We start from the raw sequence: 18,157 nt of genomic DNA on the forward strand, positions 1-18,157 counted from the left end.
TCACAATGGCAGAGTTGAAAAAATACAAAGGAATCATACCGGCATTTTATGCGTGCTATGACAGTGAAGGGAATATCAGTCCGGAAGGCGTTCAGAACCTGACGAAATATTTTGTGGAAAAAGGTGTGAAAGGTGTCTATGTGAACGGATCATCCGGCGAATGCATTTACCAGAGCGTACAGGACCGCAAGACGGTACTGGAAAATGTGATGGCGGCTGCGGATGGAAAGCTAACAGTCATCGCGCATGTGGCATGCAACAATACGAAAGACAGCACAGAGCTGGCGCGTCATGCGGAGAGTCTGGGCGTGGATGCCATAGCTGCGATTCCTCCCATCTATTTCAGGCTTCCGGAGTATGCGATTGCTGAATACTGGAATACAATCAGTGAAGCTGCGCCTGATACTGATTTTATTATTTACAATATACCGCAGCTGGCGGGAGTCGCACTGACGATGAGCCTGTTTGCCGAGATGAGGAAAAATCCAAGGGTGATCGGAGTGAAAAACTCTTCCATGCCAGTTTTGGATATTCAGATGTTTAAGGCGGAGGGCGGCGAGGACTTCGTTGTATTCAACGGTCCGGATGAACAGCTGGTGAGTGGTCTTGCGATAGGCGCAGAAGGCGGGATCGGGGGCACCTACGGAGCGATGCCAGAACTCTATCTGAAGATTGATGAACTGGTTCGCACGGGACAGATGAGTGAAGCGATGGAAGTGCAGTATGCGGCAAATGAAATCATATTTAAAATGTGCTCCTGCCATGGAAACATGTATGGGGTGATCAAAGAGATTCTCCGCATAAATGAAGGCATTGAACTTGGAAGTGTGCGGGAACCGCTTCCTGCATTAATTGACGCAGATATGGCAACAGTAAGAGAAGCGGCAGACATGATCAAAAAAGCAGTCGGTAAATTCTGCGGTTAATTGTATACAGGAGGGTGTTGGGATGAAGGGTTTTACAACCATTGATTTGGTGATTTTAGTTGTATATCTGGCGGCTGTTCTGTTCGCCGGCCTTCACTTCTCGAAGAAGGAGATGAAGGGCAAAGAGTTTTTTAAAGGGGACGGAACGATTCCCTGGTGGGTAACGTCGGTTTCCATTTTTGCGACACTGCTGAGTCCTATTTCGTTTCTGTCACTGGCGGGGAATTCCTACGGGGGTACGTGGATCCTGTGGTTTGCACAGCTGGGAATGCTGATCGCAATACCGCTGACCATTCGTTTTTTCCTGCCGATCTACAGTAAGCTGGATATTGATACCGCTTACCATTATCTTGAACTGCGGTTTCACAGCAAGGGACTCCGTGTACTGGGAGCAGTGATGTTCATTATCTATCAGATTGGAAGAATGTCTATCATCATGTATCTTCCTTCCATGGTGCTGGCGAATCTGACGGGTATCAATGTCAATATTCTGATCATTGTGATGGGGGTGATTGCGATCATTTACTCCTACACGGGTGGCCTGAAGTCCGTACTCTGGACGGATTTTATCCAGGGTTCTGTGCTGCTGATTGGAGTTACCTTCGCGCTTGTCTTTTTGATTTTCCATATTGACGGCGGAATGGGTGCCATCTTTGAGTCTTTTACAGCAGGAAAATTCCTGGGAGGCGATGAGGCTATCTTTGACTGGAATTTCCTGAAGAACAGCGTATTCATTATAGTTGTAGGAGCAGGACTCAACACGTGTTCTTCCTACATCTCCAGCCAGGATATCGTTCAGCGCTTTACTACGACCACGGATACGAAAAAACTGAATAAAATGATGCTGACGAACGGTGCACTCTCCATTTTTATTGCGACTGTATTTTACCTGATCGGAACAGGCCTGTATGTATTCTACGGACAGAACCCGGACCTTGCCCAGACGGTACAGCAGGACCAGATCTTCGCATCATTTATCGCATATCAGCTTCCCGTCGGTATCACAGGAGTTCTGCTGGCAGCTATTTACGCGGCTTCCCAGTCCACACTGTCGACTGGTCTGAATTCCGTGGCGACAAGCTGGACCCTGGATATCCAGGAACGCCTCTCCAAAAAGGAGATGAGCTTTAAGCTGCAGACAAGGATAGCGCAGTTTGTATCCCTGGGTGTCGGTATCGTTGCGATCCTGATCTCCATGGTGCTTGCAAACGGTGAAATTAAGTCTGCATACGAATGGTTCAATGGTTTTATGGGGCTGGTACTCGGGGTGCTGGGCGGAACTTTCGTTCTTGGGGCGTTTACAAAAGTGGCGACGACTTTGGGTGCGTATGTGGCATTTGGAGTTTCTGCAGTTATCATCATTTGGGTTAAATATACACAGCCGGAAGTTTCCATCTGGTCCTACTCACTGATCACGATCGGAATCTCTGTTGTAGTCGGCCTGATTGTCAGCTATATCCACAGAGCGGTTACAGGAAATAAGGAGCAGCCGGATGAGAAAACGACCATTTACGGAATTGGCAAAAAGAAAGAGGAGGCATAACCGATGATATTTGGAAATCTGCATCAGCTTTCAGAATATGATTTTCTGGTGGGTAATATCAAATCCTGTTTTGCTTATGCAAAACAGCATGACCTGATTTCGTATGATACGGGGCGACATGAGATTGACAAAGACAACCTATATGTTAATATTGTAGAATACAGAACGCAGGAAAGGGAACAGCGCTTTTTTGAAGCGCACAGGCAGTATCTGGATGTTCATATCATGCTGCGCGGAGAAGAACGGATTGATCTTAATTTTATCCAGAATATGAAACAGGGAGAATTTGTGCCGGAAGATGATTTTCTTCCGCTGGAAGGCAGAGCAGCCGGTCATGCAGTGCTGCAGGCAGAAGACTTTCTGATCTGTTTCCCATCTGACGGCCATATGACGGGTATTCAAACGGGAGAACCGCAGACTGTTAAAAAAGCAATTTTCAAGGTGAAAATCCAGTAACTGTCACCGAAAGGCAAACCAAGAGGTTTGTCTTTTGTGGCAGTCATCAAAAAGAGAGAAAGGGGGATCAGTGTTGAAGTATTATGTAAGCATCGACATCGGGGGAACGGCTGTCAAATACGGGGTTCTGGATGAAAACGGAACTTTTGCTGAGAAAGATAAGATGGAGACCAGGGCGCAGGAAGGCGGAGCCGCCATTCTGGAAAAAGCCGTGGGGATTGTACAGCAGTACCTGGATGCATACCGTCCTGCGGGTATCTGTATTTCCACTGCCGGCATGGTAGACAGAGATAAGGGAGAGATTTTCCATGCGGCTCCGTTGATTCCAGATTATGCAGGTACGAATTTTAAAAGTACCATGGAAAAGAAATTCGGGATACCATGTGAGGTGGAAAATGATGTTAAGTGTGCAGGACTTGCGGAGAGCATTTCCGGGGCCGCACGCGGGAAAAGATATGCAGTCTGCCTGACGGTAGGCACCGGAATCGGCGGGGCGATCATTCTGGATGGAAAAATTTTTCACGGTGCGTCCGGCAGTGCCTGTGAGGTTGGCTACATGAAAATGGATGGCAGTGATTTTCAGACGCTTGGAGCCAGCAGTATTCTGAGCAAAAAGGTGGCACAGAAAAAGCAGGACACTTCAGGGAAGTGGAATGGATACCGCATCTTTGAAGCCGCAAAACAGGGAGACAAAGACTGTATTCTGGCAATCGATGAGCTGGCGGATGTGCTGGGAAAGGGAATCGCGAATATCTGTTATGTCATGAATCCGGAGATTGTAGTGCTGGGAGGCGGCATTATGACGCAGGAAGATTATCTGAAGGAGAAAGTCCGGAAGGCATTGAAAAAATATCTGGTAGCAAGTATTGAAGAACATACGGAGCTGGCGTTTGCCAGACACAGAAATGATGCGGGAATGCTGGGGGCATTTTATAACTTTAAACAGAGACAGTGCAGATGAGGATCAGAGGATGGAAGTTTATGCAAAAACAGTGATTCCTGTCATCGAATCAAACTATGAGAAGCTCACGACAGTGGAGCGTAATATTGCCGATTTTTTTATTAAAAACCGGACAAAGATGGATTTTTCTGCACGGGCCATATCTGAGCATCTGTTTGTATCGGAGGCTTCTCTGTCACGTTTTGCCAAAAAATGTGGTTACAGAGGTTACCGGGAATTTATCTATCAGTATGAGGAAGGCTTTGCAGAGCGGACAGAAGCAATGGCTGGAAATACAAGGACAGTTCTGAACACGTATCAGGAGCTTTTGAACAAAACATACAATCTGGAGGATGAATCACAGATTGCGAGAGTGTGTAGCTATATGGCAAAGGCATCCAGAGTATTTGTGAGCGGCCTGGGAAGTTCGGGACTTGCTGCCAAGGAAATGGAACTGCGCTTTATGCGCATCGGCGTGGATATTGATACTATAAACGATCCGGATGTGATCCGAATGCGTTCCGTGTTTCAGAATGAAAAGTGTATGATCATCGGTATCAGTATCAGCGGTGAGAATGAGGCCGTGCGGTATCTTCTGAGGGAAGGCCACAAACGGCACGCGCGTACTGTGCTGCTGACTGCGACGAATAAAGACGAGTTTTCAAATTACTGCGACGAGGTGGTTCTGCTGCCATCACTTGCCCATCTGAACCATGGAAATGTCATTTCACCCCAGTTTCCGATACTTGTGATGATCGATATCCTGTATTCGTATTATGTGAACCTGGATAAATATGAAAAAGAAATGCTGCACGATGATACATTAAAAGCACTGCGCGGAGAGGATAAACCCATATAATATAGTAAAACCAATTTTGGAGGGATTTATGAAAATTTATACGACAAATGACTATCAGGAGATGAGCCAAAAGGCGGCTCACATCATTGCATCACAGATCATACTGAAACCCGACAGCGTACTGGGGCTTGCGACCGGCTCCACGCCGATCGGCACTTATCAGAATCTGGTGAAATGGTATAACGAAGGGGATCTGGACTTTAAAGAAATCAAAACGGTGAATCTGGATGAGTACAAGGGACTCGACAGAGAGAATGACCAGAGCTACTACTATTTCATGCACGATAATCTGTTCAGTCACGTTAATATTGATCTGAACAACACCCATCTTCCGGACGGCACGGAGCCGGACAGTGACAAAGAATGCCGCCGTTATGAGGACGTGATTAAATCTATGGGCGGTGTCGATCTGCAGCTGCTTGGTCTTGGACATAACGGACATATCGGTTTCAATGAGCCGGCTGAATTTTTCGCATTGGAGACGAACTGTGTGGATTTGCAGGAGAGTACCATTGAGGCAAACAAACGCTTCTTTGCATCTGCAGATGACGTGCCGAGACAGGCGTATACGATGGGGATAGGGACCATCATGCGTGCGAAAAAGGTCCTGGTGGTTGTAAGCGGAGAAGATAAGGCTGATATTGTGAAAAAAGCATTTTTCGGTGAAGTGACACCGAAGGTACCGGCATCTGTTCTGCAGATGCATCGTGATGTAACAGTCGTTGCGGATAAGGCGGCAATGTCAAAAATCATAACCGGATAGTATCAGGAGGATACCGATGATTCTTAAGAACGTACTTATATATGGCGAAGACAGAAAATTCAAAGAAGGAAATCTGGTAATCGAAAACGGCAGGTTCTCCGCTGATGAACGGGGAGAGCATGAGACGGTGGACGGTCAGGGCTGTTATGCAGTACCCGGGCTTGTCGACATCCATTTTCACGGCTGTGACGGGGCTGATTTCTGTGATGGCAGTACAGAAGCAATTGCCAGAATTGCCGCATATGAAGCATCCGTTGGCGTCACATCCATCTGTCCGGCGACCATGACACTTCCTGAGGAGGAACTGCTGCATATCATGGAAACGGCTGCATCTTACCGGGGAGACGGTGCCAAACTTGTCGGTATCAATATGGAGGGTCCTTTTATCAACACGAAGAAAAAGGGAGCGCAGAACGCCAGATATATACGTACGTGTGACATCGGAATGTTCCGGAAGCTTGAAAAAGCTTCCGGGGGACTGATCCGCCTTGTGGATATTGCACCGGAGTGTGAAGGCGCAATGGAATTTATCCGGGAGGTGAAAGATGAAGTTGTGGTCTCTATTGCCCATACGGAAGCAAATTATGATACAGCAGGACAGGCTTTTGTAAATGGTGCGTCACACGTTACGCATATGTTCAATGCGATGCCTCCGCTTTCACACCGGGAACCGGGGGTCATCGGTGCAGCATTTGACAATCCGGACTGCTGCGTGGAGCTGATCTGTGACGGTGTGCATATTCATCCTGCCGCAGTGCGTGCTGCGTTTGCGATGTTTGGAGCTGAAAGAATCATAATGATCAGCGACAGTATGCGGGCTGCAGGGCTTACGGACGGCACATATACGCTGGGCGGTCAAAAAGTATCTGTCACCGGCAGCAAAGCGGTACTTTCTGATGGAACCATTGCCGGTTCTGTCACAGATCTTATGTCATGTGTCAGGACAGCTGTGAAGGAGATGAACATCCCGCTGGAGGATGTGATAGGCGCTGCCACCATGAATCCGGCTAAGCAGATTGGCATCTATGGATCCTGTGGAAGTATCACGCCGGGTAAGGCAGCAGATTTGATTCTGCTGGACCGGGAATTGGAGATTGTGGATGTATATATCGATGGGATATCGGTAAAACGCTGAATTGAAGGGGTATTTTATCGTAATATACGTCGAAAATACTAATTTTAATACTAATTTTTGATAGATTGTTAAAAATTAGTTGAAATCAAAATACTTTTCCGCTATAATAAGCTACAGAGCTAAAAAGGACACTGATTACGAAGTTAATCGCAATTGGTGTTCTTTTAATATTACAAGAAGGAGGAAGTAATAAATGAGCACAAATCATTCTGATTCCAATACTATGAAGATCGAACAGGACAAGGATTTTGAAGAGCTGTTAAAGTACTGTATGATCTCAGGAAAAATTAATCTGGATCTGTATGCAGAGTATGACGTGAAGAGAGGACTTCGTGATTCAAATGGTAAGGGTGTTTTAACAGGTCTGACGGAGATCTCCGATGTCTGTGCATACGATACGGTGGACGGGCGTAAGATTCCAAGTGACGGACGCCTGTATTACCAGGGATATGATGTGATGGATCTGGTAAAGAGCTATGAGAAACGCAGATTTGGATTTGAAGAAGTGACGTATCTCCTGATGTTTGGGGAGCTTCCGAACAGAACTCAGATGGAAAAATTCATGGACATTCTGTTTGACATGCAGGATCTTTCCGGACGTTTTATCCGTGACGTCATCATGAAGGCATCCAATGCCAATATCATGAATGCAATGCAGCGTTGTATCCTGACACTGTACAGCTATGATGATAATCCGGATGATATTTCAATTCCAAATGTTCTGCGCCAGTCTCTGGAGCTGATCGGAAAAATGCCGCTGATCGCAGTGTATTCGTTTCATGCATTCCAGCATTTCCGTCTCGACAAGAATCTGCTGATTCGCAATCCTGAGCGTGGACTGTCTGTTGCAGAGAACATTCTCCACATGCTGCGTGAGGATGGAAAGTATACGGAGCTGGAGGCAAAAGTTCTGGATATCGCGCTGGTTCTGCACACTGAGCACGGCGGCGGTAACAACTCGACATTTACAACACATGTTGTGACTTCGACGGGAACAGATACATATTCAGCGATCGCTGCATCCATCGGTTCACTGAAAGGACCGCGTCACGGCGGTGCTAACCTGAAAGTTCAGGATATGTTTGCAAACATTATGGAAAACTGTCCGAACTGGACGGATGAAGCCAAAATCCGCACATACCTGAATGATATTCTGGACAAAAAGGCATTTGATAACAGCGGGCTTATCTATGGAATGGGACATGCCGTTTATACGGAGTCTGATCCGAGATGTGTGATCCTGAAGGAATATGCAAGAAGTCTTGCAAAGGAAAAGGGCCTGATGGAACAGTTTGCGCTGTATGAGCTGGTTGAGAAGAATGCCGGTGAGCTGATCATGAACAAGAGAAAGCTGTTCAAGCCTGTTTGTGCGAATGTCGACTTTTACAGTGGATTCGTGTATACCATGCTTGGTATCCCGAGAGAACTGTTTACTCCTATCTTTGCAATTGCCCGTATCTCCGGATGGTGTGCACACCGCCTGGAAGAGCTGGTAAATCAGGGGAAAATTATTCGCCCGGCTTACAAATATGTGGGAACACATAAACAATTTGAGGATATCGACGAAAGATAATTATGATATATGTGAAAGGGACTGTCACTTTGTTTTGTGCAGTCCCTTTTGTGCAGCTTTTAGAAAGCATAAAATACCTCTTTTCAAAGCAGCATATCTGTGTTAGTATAATATAGTATTGAATACTACATTAAGTGGAAATAAGAATGAATTTCGATAATACAGATATAATAGTAACCGGAGGAAAGAGGAGATATGGATTTTAAAATAGTAGTGGACAGCAGCGGTGAATTTACGGAGGAGATGAAAGCGGATCCCCGTTTTGAATCGGTTCCGTTGATCCTGGACGTGGATGGCGAATCCATTGTTGACGATGAGACGTTTGTACAGGCGGATTTTTTAAGGAAAGTAGCGGACTCACCAAACTGTCCAAAATCTTCCTGTCCGTCGCCTGAGAGTTTCCGAAGGGCGTTTGACTGCGGTGCCAGACATGTCTATGCGGTGACTCTGTCGGCAGAACTGAGCGGCTCTTTTAACAGTGCGATGCTGGGACGGGATCTTCTGCTGGAGGAGAAGCCGGATCAGAAGATCTACGTGTTCAATTCCCGAAGCGCGTCTATCGGAGAGACATTGATCGCGCTGAAGATTGCAGAGTGTGAAGAGGCAGGAATGGAATTCGAAGAGATCGTACAGGCGGTAGAGGCTTATATTGCCAGCCAGAATACATTTTTTGTATTGGAAAATCTGGATACACTCCGTAAAAACGGACGCCTGAGTCTGGTCAAAGCGTTTGTAGCATCTGCTCTTAAGATCAAACCGGTTATGGGAGCAACTGATGAGGGAACGATCTGTCAGCTTGATCAGGCAAGAGGCATTAATAAGGCCCTGGTTAAGATGGTGGATTATGTGGCGGAACGTACTGCAGACAGTGCGAACCGTGTGCTTGCGATATCTCATTGCAACTGTGCGGAACGTGCAGAGATTGTAAAAGAAGGAATTATGGCGCGTATGAAGGTAAAAGATACAGTGATTCTGGATACCCGAGGCCTGAGCTCGATGTATGCAAATGACGGTGGTGTGATCGTTGTGATCTGATTATTTTAACACTTTGCAGACAGAGGGAATTGTGCTATACTGTTTTTACATCTGTGAGTGAAGGAGAGGAATGCATGAGTCAGGAAAAAGTTGACCGTTATAAAAATTATAAGGCAAATAAAGATAAGATTTTGAAAAAAGAAAAACGTATCCGCAGACTGGAATATACAGCAGCTATTGTTGTGGCTGTGGCACTGGTTGGCTGGTTTGGCTGGTCTATTTATCAAAAAGCAGCAGATCCTTCCGGAAAACCGGCGGTAGAGTATACGATGGATACAACGGCTGTAGACGATTATATCAATGGTTTGGGGCAGTAAAGGCAATACAGCAGATCATAAGAATATCAGGACTGGTTCTTAACAGGAACAGTCCTTTTTTTGTATGGAGAACCTGGTGTTATAATTTTTACCCTAAAATATAAAAGGAATTTTGGTCAATATAGCAAAAAATAATATTTTTTACGGAAAGTATTGTAATATTTGCATAACAGTGTTAATATCAGGATATGAAACGTTACATGAAATAATATTCATGAAAGGAGGATAAGAATGAAGGATAAATATGGAATTGAGTACAGAATTGAATCAGAGTATCCGAAAAGGATGGATTACAGAATCGGCATCATTGGTTCAGGGGCGATTGTTCAGAACTGTCACTTAAAAGCATATACCGACGCAGGTTTTTTTCCGTATGCAATTGCTGCGAGAAACAGGGAGCGATGTCTGGAGGTTGCCGGTCAGTACCGGATTCCGAATGTGTATGACAGCTGGAAAATGCTTGTGGATGATGAACAGGTTGAAATCCTGGACATTGCGATTCCGCCGGACTGTCAGCTGGAGGTGGTACGATATGCGGTCACCAGACCTCATATAAAGGGCATCCTGTGCCAGAAACCGCTGGCGATGAACCTTCGGGAGGCAAAAGAGATTGTAAGGATTTGCCGGGACGCCGGGGTAAAACTGGGTGTAAATTCCAATATGCGGTATGACCAGTCCATCAGAGCTTTAAAAAGTGTACTGGAGGCCGGCTACCTGGGGAAACCTGTCCTTGCTACCATTGATATGAGGGCGATCCCGCACTGGCAGACATTTCTTGAGGCGTATGACCATATTGAGATTCTGAATATGGGAATTCACCATATTGATGCTTTCCGATATCTGTTTGGAGATCCGGAGAAGATTACTGCTGTCACAAGACATGATCCAAGGACTGCTTTTGAACATCTGGACGGCATCAGTCAGTATACGTTCCAGTATGCGGACGAGATGATGGCGACCAGCCTTGACGACGTGTGGGCCTGGCAGGGAGAAGAGACAGAAAAGGATATCTACATTAAATGGAGGGTGGAAGGTCTGGACGGAATGGCACAGGGTTATATCGGGTGGTGTTACGATCCCGGAGTTCCCAGTAAGATGGAATTTACCTGCAAGACGTTTCCAAACCAGTGGATCCGCCCCGAATGGGATCTGCAGTGGTTTCCGGATGCCTTCAGGGGAACAATGGCACAGCTGCTTGTGGCTGTTGAAAATGATGAGGAGCCAAAGATCAGCGGTGCGGACAATCTGCGCAGTATGGCCTGCGTTGAGGCGTGCTACCGGTCCATTATGGAAGAGCGGACTGTTAAATTTTCAGAGATAGACATTTCATTGTAAGGAGGAGGAGAAGGTATGATTTCAGTGGGGATTTTTACAGGATATTACCCGGATACTCTGGAGGGAACGATCCAGAAAGCAAAAAAACATGGGATGAGTTGTGTTCAGCTCGATCTGGAATTTAAAGATTTTGATCTGTCACAGGGCAACATCACCAGAGAAAAGGCCAATCAGGTGCGGGACGCATTCCGCGATGCGAATCTGCCGATCACGGCAATCTCAGCATACACGAACCTGACACATCCGGATCAGGATAAGAGAAAGAAAAACATCGAATATGTGAAAGAGATTCTGAAGTTTGCAAGGGAATTTGGAACACCTTACGTTGTCAGCGAGACGGGTACCTATAACGTGGAGAGTGACTGGCTGTATGACCCGATAAATTCAACAGAGGAAGCATATCAGGAATTTAAAGAAATTGCACTTGAACTGGCAAAGTTTGCATACGACCACGATGCAGTTTTCCTGATTGAAAACTATGTGAACAATATTGTCGGTTCTGTAGACCAGACGGCACGTCTCCTGCAGGAGATCAACCACCCGGGAATCGGGCTGATGCTGGACCCGACAAATTATTTTGACGATTCCAATATTGACAATGTGGACCCGACGATTGAGAAGATCTTCCATGTACTGGATGACAAAATTAAGATTGCACATGCGAAAGACTGCAGACGGGCACAAAACACCGGCGAAAAATTCGGCGGAGGATCTGCGGAACACAACAGTTTCCGCGGTGCCGGAGCAGTTGAACTGCCGGCAGCAGGTCTCGGAGTACTGAATTATCCGCTCTATATCGAGAGACTGAAGAAACATCATCCGAATATTCCGCTTATCATTGAACATCTGGATGAAGATGATATACCAAGAGCCAAGAAATACGTAGATGGTATCTTAAAGGACGTCGGAGCGTGAGATGAAGAAAAAAGAACTGTTAAGAAAAGTCGGGAGCATACAGCAGGCAGCATTCGTCAGACCCCTGGTCTTTTCGGAGGGAAGGGCCGGGGGGATGCGGGCATATGAAATAAAAAACGATCACCTCAGACTCCAGGTGCTTCCGGACAAATGTATGGATATCAGTGAATGTTCGTACAAGGGGATCAACCTTTCTTTTCTGGCAAAGCAGGGCTTGATCGGAAGGATGGACTATGATACCCATGGAGAAGAAGGAACTGCAAGCCTGATGGGCGGAATGCTTTTTACGTGTGGATTGGAGAACACATGCCTTCCCTGCAGTGAAGAAGAAAACTATTACCCCATGCACGGGAGGATACGCTCAGTTCCGGCAGAGTACACAGGAGCAGATGCGTACTGGGAAGGTGAGGACTACAAAATCTGTGTGCAGGGCACCATGCGGGAGGCGAAGCTGTTCGGACATAACCTTACACTTTCAAGGAAGATAGAGACAGTATACAAAGAGCGGAGTTTTACCATAACCGATAAAATTGAAAACACATCATTTCGCGAAGAGCCGATGATGATCCTGTACCATTTTAATATCGGTTATCCATTTCTTCAGCCCGGATGTGAAGTAGTCCTGCCTTCCCAGAAAGCAGTCCCCAGAGACAGGGCTGCAGAAAAGGATGCTCATCTGTGGAACATCATGGAGGATGCAGCCGAGAATGAGCCGGAGCGGGTGTATCTTCATGAGCTGGCGGCGGACAGACAGGGAAATACGTTTGCCTGTATGATTAACAGGGAGCTGGGTCTGGGAGTGAAAATTACGTTCAACAAACGGTATCTGCCCGCATTTGTACAGTGGAAGTCTCTGGCGGCAGGAGATTACGTCATGGGGCTTGAACCTACAAATTCCGGTGTATATGGACGGATCAGAGAAGGAAGCCGGCTTCACATGATACGACCGTTTGAACAGGAGGTCATCAGGCTCACAGTCAGTATCCTGGAAGGCGAGGATGAGCTTGATGCTGCAGCAAACGAGGCAAATGAATTAAAGTCGGTCCAATAACAGGCAGTCTGAGTTTATTATTTTTTACAATTGAATGAAACGTTTTATGAAACGATATTTTATTAAAGGAGAAAAAATCATGATGAAAAAAATTGCAGCACTCTGTTTGACAGGAGCGATGTGTGTCGGCATTCTGGCAGGATGCGGAGGTTCCGATACAGCCGATACGTCGGCTAATGGCAGTAAACAAGGGGCGGAGGCGGATGATGCCAAAACAGGTGACACTGCGGATGCCGGAGGGGATACATCAGGAACAGTGGTCGGCGTCGCAATGCCGACACAGTCTCTGCAGCGCTGGAATCAGGATGGTGAAAATCTTCAGAAGTATCTGACGGAGATGGGTTATGAGGTCGACCTTCAGTATGCGGACAATGAAGTGCAGCAGCAGGTATCCCAGATTGAAAATATGATCACCAAGCAGGCAAAAGTACTGATCATCGCACCTGTTGACGGGAGTTCCCTCTCAGCGGTGCTCTCGGAGGCACATGAACAGGGTGTGAAAGTTATCGCACATGACAGATTCATTACTGATACGGAGGATGTGGACTGCGTCGGAACATTCGACAACAGTAAAGTAGGTGCACTCCAGGGACAGTACATTGTGGATCAGCTGGATCTGGAAAATACGGACGAATCCTTTAATCTGGAGATTGTTGCAGGTTCTCTGGATGATGATAATGCAGCGTATTTCCTGGGCGGTGCGATGGAAGTCCTGCAGCCGTATATCGACAGTGGGAAACTGGTGGTGCAGTCAGGACAGACGACGAGAGAGCAGTGCGCGACGGATGCATGGCAGACAGACGTGGCACAGGCCAGGATGGATAATATTCTGACGGCATTTTACACGACAGAAAAGCTGGATGCGGTACTCTGTTCCAACGATTCTACGTCACTCGGTGCACAGTCGGCTCTGAAATCTGCAGGATACGGAAGCGGCGATCTGCCTTTCCCGATCATCACAGGACAGGACTGTGATGTTGCAAATGTTAAAGCAATCGTAGCCGGAGAACAGTCCATGTCGGTATTTAAAGATACAAGGGCACTGGCTGAGGTAGTGGCAAATATGGCCAGGACATTTATCGAAGGGGGGGAACCAGAATACAATGATACGACGACCTACGACAACGGCTCAAAAGTAGTACCGGCATATGCGCTGGAACCACTGATCGTGACGAAGGACAACTATCAGGAAGTGCTGATGGATTCCGGCTATTATACAGAGGCGGATTTGCAGTAAAAGGACAGCCGTCTGGCTGTATGAGGGAGTACACGATGGAACAGATTATATTGGAAATGCAGGATATTGTGAAAGAATTTCCCGGTGTGCGTGCGCTTGACAATGTCAATATTAAAGTCAGAGACAACACGATACATGCACTGGTCGGAGAGAACGGCGCCGGGAAATCCACCCTCATGAAGGTGTTGAGCGGAGTATACCCGCACGGTTCCTATGAGGGGAACATCATATTCGACGGGAGCGAGTGCCGGTTTAAAGGGATCAGGGAAAGTGAGAAAAAGGGAATCGTGATCATTCATCAGGAGCTTGCACTGATTCCACAGTTGTCCATTATGGAGAATATCTTTATGGGCAATGAGCAGGCAAAAAAAGGCGTGATCAACTGGCAGCAGTGCAGATATGAAGCACAGAAGCTGATGGAGACTGTGGGTTTAAAAGAAAAGCCGGAGACATTGATCAATCAGATCGGTGTGGGAAAACAACAGCTGGTGGAGATTGCAAAAGCGTTGTCAAAAGACGTCAGGCTGCTGATACTGGATGAGCCGACAGCCGCACTGAATGATGAGGAGAGCCGGCGGCTTCTGGACCTGATCATCCGACTGAAGCAGGAACTTGGCATGACCGGAATCATTATTTCCCATAAACTGTCGGAGGTTACCAGGGTGGCTGATGACATTACGGTCCTCAGGGATGGAAGCACCGTGGAAACACTGTGTGCCCGGACGGATGATATTACAGAAGACCGCATTATCCGGGGGATGGTCGGCAGGGAACTGACGAATCTGTATCCGGACCGGGACTGCAGGATTGGTGAAATACTTTTTGAAGTACGTGACTGGACGGTTTGTTCCGAGGATTACAAAGATAAAGTATGCATTGACAAAGTGAATATCAATATTAAAAAAGGCGAAGTGGTGGGGATAGCAGGGCTTATGGGGGCCGGCCGCACCGAGTTTGCCATGAGTATCTTTGGGCATAGTTTCGGAGGAAAAATACAGGGCAAAGTGTTCAAGAACGGAAAAGAAATCGATGTCGGGACAGTTGCTGCGGCTATTAAACATGGAATTGCCTATCTGACGGAAGACAGAAAAGCGCTGGGGCTTCTGCTTCACGACAGCATTAAAAATAATATTACGCTGCCGAATCTGGAACAGATGTCACAAAAAGGTATTATCAACGAGAATGAAGAAGTAAAAGTGGCGGAAGAATATTTCGAAAAACTGGCGGTCAAGGCGCCCGGCATCATGCAGACTACCAACAATCTGTCGGGGGGAAATCAACAGAAGGTGCTGCTCGCAAGATGGATTCTTTCCCATCCGGACCTGCTGATCCTGGATGAGCCAACCAGAGGAATCGATGTAGGCGCAAAGTATGAGATATATAATATTATCAATGAGCTGGCGGGACAGGGAAAATGTATCCTGGTAATTTCTTCGGAGCTTCCGGAAGTGCTTGGAATCAGTGACCGGATTTATGTCATGAAAGAGGGAAGCATGGTGGGAGAGTTTTCCAGAGAAGAGGCCAGCCAGGAGAAGATCATGAAATCAATCGTACGAAGTGACAGGAGGAACCAGGATGAATGAACAGAAAAAAATCCGGTTGGATTTTAAGAAATATGGAATGGTGATCGCACTGGTCGTCATCACCGTGTTATTTCAGGTGCTGACCAAAGGGGTGCTTCTGGCACCGATGAACATATCAAAGCTTTTGATGCAGAATGGGTATATTCTGATTCTGACCATTGGTATGCTGCCGATCATCCTGACCGGAGATATTGACTTATCCGTAGGTTCCGTGGTAGCTCTGGTAGGAGCCGTCACGAGCACACTGCTTGTCGGAAGCAGCGCAAAGCCGGTTTTCGTGGGGATTCTGGCGGGACTTCTGGTAGGGGCCCTGATCGGTGTATGGCATGGATTCTGGGTTGCCTATGTAAGGGTTCCGGCATTTATAGCAACGCTGGCAGGCATGCTGCTCTTTCGCGGACTCACGCTGGTCATCACACAGGGCAAGACGATCGGACCGTATCCGGACTCCTATCAGTATATTGCGCAGGCCTATGTCCCGGATATCGGAGGCATGACAGACATTCATTCTACAACGATCCTGATTGGGCTGCTGCTGCTGATAGCTTACGTTGCCACTGAGATCACACGCAGAAAACGTGAGATAAAATATGGTTTTCAGGTTCCCGGGACACCGCTGTTTGTTGTGAAGCTTGTCGTGATGGCCGGGCTTATCGCAGTTGCTACTTACTGGTTTACGAGATTTAAAGGCATTCCGGTGATTCTTGTGATCCTGGGGATTCTGACGTTTATTTACTCTTTTATTACCCAGAAGACAGTTCTGGGAAGGCATATCTATGCATTGGGAGGAAACGAAAGAGCAACAGAATTGTCCGGTATCAATACGAAACGGGTAAAATTTCTGACATTTGTGAACATGGGAGTTTTGGCAGCATTTGCGGGAATCGTTTATTCAGCGAGAATCAACTGTGCAAACCCGACGGCGGGTGATGGCTTTGAGCTGGATGCCATAGCGGCCTGTTATATCGGAGGCGCATCTGCTTCAGGGGGCGTCGGCAAGATCACGGGAGCTATCGTCGGCGGACTTGTAATGGGTGTGCTGAATAATGGAATGTCCATTATAGGCGTGGGAACTGACTGGCAGAAAGCGATCAAAGGCCTGGTACTGCTTGCGGCGGTCGTATTCGATATTATGAACCAGTCAAAGAAAAAATAAGGAGCGGAACAAAATATGACAGGAAAAGAAAAATTAAAACTGGCGGTAAACCATGAGGAAGGTCCTGTATTATTTGACCTGGGGGGGATGCCGACCACTGGAATACACTGTACAGTGGTGGAAAAGCTCAGAGAATATTACGGGCTCGAGAAACGTATGATCAGGATTCAGGAGCCGGTTCAGCTGCTGGCTGCACTCGACGATGATCTGAAAGAGGCAATGGGGATTCAGACGACACCCCTTTGGGGAGCCGGAACAATGTTCGGGTTCCGGCAGACTGATGAATTCAAAGAATGGAAAACTCCGTGGGGGCAGGAAGTACTTGTCGCCAAAGACTTCATGACTTCGTCCAACGAGAAGGGTGATACCTTCATCTACGCATGCGGCGATATGAATTATCCGCCGGCAGGCTGTATGCCGAAAGGCGGTTTCTTCTTTGACAATATCATGCGGGCTCCGGAGTTTGACGAGGATGACTATGATATCAGGGATAACCTGGAAGAGTTCGGACCGGTTTCTGAAGAAGATCTGGAATGGCTGAGAGTTCAGAGACCCCTCTTTGAGAACTCTTCCGATGTCATTATGGGCAATTTGGGTGGGACGGCGTTCGGTGATATAGCTCTTGTCCCTGGACCTCAGCTGAGACAGCCGAAAGGAATCCGGGATGTCGCAGAATGGTATATCTCCATTGTATCGAGACCGGAGATCCTGCACGAGATTTTTGAGTACGAAGCCAATTATGCGATCGAGAATTTAAAGAAAATGCATGATGTACTGGGGGATTCAATACAGGTGGCATATATCTGCGGTGCGGATTTTGGTACTCAGAACGGACCGTTTTGTTCCAATGATGTATTCCGGGACGTTTATAAACCCTACTATAAAAGAGTGAATGACTGGATTCATGAAAATACGATATGGAAGACATTCAAACATTGCTGCGGAAGTATTTTCACACTGATTCCGGAACTGATTGAAGCGGGATTTGACATTTTAAATCCGGTGCAGTGGACAGCAAAGAATATGGACAGGGATGCGCTTAAAGATACATACGGCAGTCAGATCACTTTCTGGGGCGGAGGTGTGGATACCCAGAAGACACTGCCGTTCGGAACCCCTGATCAGGTCTATGAGGAAGTGCTCGCATGCTGCAATACATTTAACAGGGGCGGAGGTTTTGTATTTAATACGATACATAATCTTCAGCCGCAGGTACCTGTTGAAAATGTTGTGGCGATGGTAGATGCGATACGAAGATATAACGGTGAATAAGCTGGGAGCAGCGTATTGCCGCAGGTGAAGATTGCGCTTAGGCGCAATCTTTCTTGCAGTA

17 protein-coding genes are annotated in these 18,157 nt (G+C 46.9%); all 17 read left to right on the forward strand.

Features of this window, described 5'->3' with window-relative positions; translation table 11 throughout:
- Window positions 1–5 precede the first annotated feature (5 nt).
- The 17 genes from MCG98_RS08210 to MCG98_RS08290 all read left to right on the forward strand — a co-directional run bounded on the left by MCG98_RS08210 (window position 6) and on the right by MCG98_RS08290 (window position 18,096).
- The gene (locus tag MCG98_RS08210) at window positions 6–926 is read left to right on the forward strand and encodes a dihydrodipicolinate synthase family protein (protein ID WP_240301536.1); all 921 of its coding nucleotides are present in this window, start codon (window positions 6–8) and stop codon (window positions 924–926) included.
- A 22-nt stretch (window positions 927–948) separates the two neighbouring features.
- Window positions 949–2,469, forward strand: a complete 1,521-nt coding sequence (locus tag MCG98_RS08215; protein WP_240301537.1) for a sodium:solute symporter — start codon at window positions 949–951, stop codon at window positions 2,467–2,469.
- Window positions 2,470–2,472: 3 nt separating this feature from the next.
- Window positions 2,473–2,925: a YhcH/YjgK/YiaL family protein gene (locus tag MCG98_RS08220; RefSeq protein ID WP_240301538.1), complete on the forward strand. Its 453-nt coding sequence runs from the start codon at window positions 2,473–2,475 to the stop codon at window positions 2,923–2,925.
- Window positions 2,926–2,998: 73 nt separating this feature from the next.
- The gene (locus tag MCG98_RS08225; protein ID WP_240301539.1) at window positions 2,999–3,886 is read left to right on the forward strand and encodes an ROK family protein; all 888 of its coding nucleotides are present in this window, start codon (window positions 2,999–3,001) and stop codon (window positions 3,884–3,886) included.
- Window positions 3,816–4,724, forward strand: coding sequence for a MurR/RpiR family transcriptional regulator (locus MCG98_RS08230; RefSeq protein ID WP_345891634.1), 909 nt, complete (start codon window positions 3,816–3,818; stop codon window positions 4,722–4,724). Before MCG98_RS08225 ends, MCG98_RS08230 begins: the two co-directional genes overlap by 71 nt.
- Window positions 4,725–4,752: 28 nt before the next feature.
- Window positions 4,753–5,487, forward strand: coding sequence for a glucosamine-6-phosphate deaminase (gene nagB, locus MCG98_RS08235; protein WP_240301540.1), 735 nt, complete (start codon window positions 4,753–4,755; stop codon window positions 5,485–5,487).
- 16 nt (window positions 5,488–5,503) lie between these two features.
- Window positions 5,504–6,622: an N-acetylglucosamine-6-phosphate deacetylase gene (gene nagA / locus MCG98_RS08240; RefSeq protein WP_240301541.1), complete on the forward strand. Its 1,119-nt coding sequence runs from the start codon at window positions 5,504–5,506 to the stop codon at window positions 6,620–6,622.
- A 193-nt stretch (window positions 6,623–6,815) separates the two neighbouring features.
- Window positions 6,816–8,195, forward strand: coding sequence for a citrate/2-methylcitrate synthase (locus tag MCG98_RS08245; protein WP_240301542.1), 1,380 nt, complete (start codon window positions 6,816–6,818; stop codon window positions 8,193–8,195).
- 195 nt (window positions 8,196–8,390) lie between these two features.
- Window positions 8,391–9,230 (forward strand): DegV family protein, encoded by an 840-nt coding sequence (locus MCG98_RS08250; RefSeq protein ID WP_240301543.1) that lies wholly within the window; start codon window positions 8,391–8,393, stop codon window positions 9,228–9,230.
- A 74-nt stretch (window positions 9,231–9,304) separates the two neighbouring features.
- A complete protein-coding gene (locus MCG98_RS08255) occupies window positions 9,305–9,547 on the forward strand; it encodes a hypothetical protein (RefSeq protein WP_240301544.1) in 243 nt (80 codons plus the stop codon).
- 231 nt (window positions 9,548–9,778) lie between these two features.
- Complete coding sequence (locus MCG98_RS08260) at window positions 9,779–10,882, forward strand: Gfo/Idh/MocA family oxidoreductase (protein WP_240301545.1); 1,104 nt, start codon at window positions 9,779–9,781, stop codon at window positions 10,880–10,882.
- 15 nt (window positions 10,883–10,897) lie between these two features.
- The gene (locus MCG98_RS08265) at window positions 10,898–11,797 is read left to right on the forward strand and encodes a sugar phosphate isomerase/epimerase (RefSeq protein ID WP_240301546.1); all 900 of its coding nucleotides are present in this window, start codon (window positions 10,898–10,900) and stop codon (window positions 11,795–11,797) included.
- 1 nt (window position 11,798) lies between these two features.
- On the forward strand, window positions 11,799–12,848 hold the full coding sequence (locus MCG98_RS08270; RefSeq protein ID WP_240301547.1) for an aldose 1-epimerase family protein: 1,050 nt from the start codon (window positions 11,799–11,801) through the stop codon (window positions 12,846–12,848).
- Between the two features lie 79 nt (window positions 12,849–12,927).
- Window positions 12,928–14,085, forward strand: a complete 1,158-nt coding sequence (gene chvE / locus MCG98_RS08275) for a multiple monosaccharide ABC transporter substrate-binding protein (protein WP_240301548.1) — start codon at window positions 12,928–12,930, stop codon at window positions 14,083–14,085.
- A gap of 35 nt (window positions 14,086–14,120) precedes the next feature.
- Entirely contained in the window at window positions 14,121–15,668 is a 1,548-nt protein-coding gene (mmsA, locus tag MCG98_RS08280; protein WP_240301549.1) for a multiple monosaccharide ABC transporter ATP-binding protein, read from the forward strand.
- Window positions 15,661–16,824, forward strand: coding sequence for a multiple monosaccharide ABC transporter permease (gene mmsB / locus MCG98_RS08285; protein WP_240301550.1), 1,164 nt, complete (start codon window positions 15,661–15,663; stop codon window positions 16,822–16,824). Before mmsA ends, mmsB begins: the two co-directional genes overlap by 8 nt.
- Window positions 16,825–16,839: 15 nt before the next feature.
- Window positions 16,840–18,096 carry a uroporphyrinogen decarboxylase family protein gene (locus MCG98_RS08290; RefSeq protein WP_240301551.1) on the forward strand — a complete coding sequence of 419 codons (1,257 nt, stop codon included), beginning with the start codon at window positions 16,840–16,842 and terminating at the stop codon, window positions 18,094–18,096.
- Window positions 18,097–18,157: the final 61 nt, after the last annotated feature.

The sequence above is a fragment of the Ruminococcus sp. OA3 genome (assembly GCF_022440845.1).
Taxonomy (GTDB): domain Bacteria; phylum Bacillota; class Clostridia; order Lachnospirales; family Lachnospiraceae; genus Ruminococcus_G.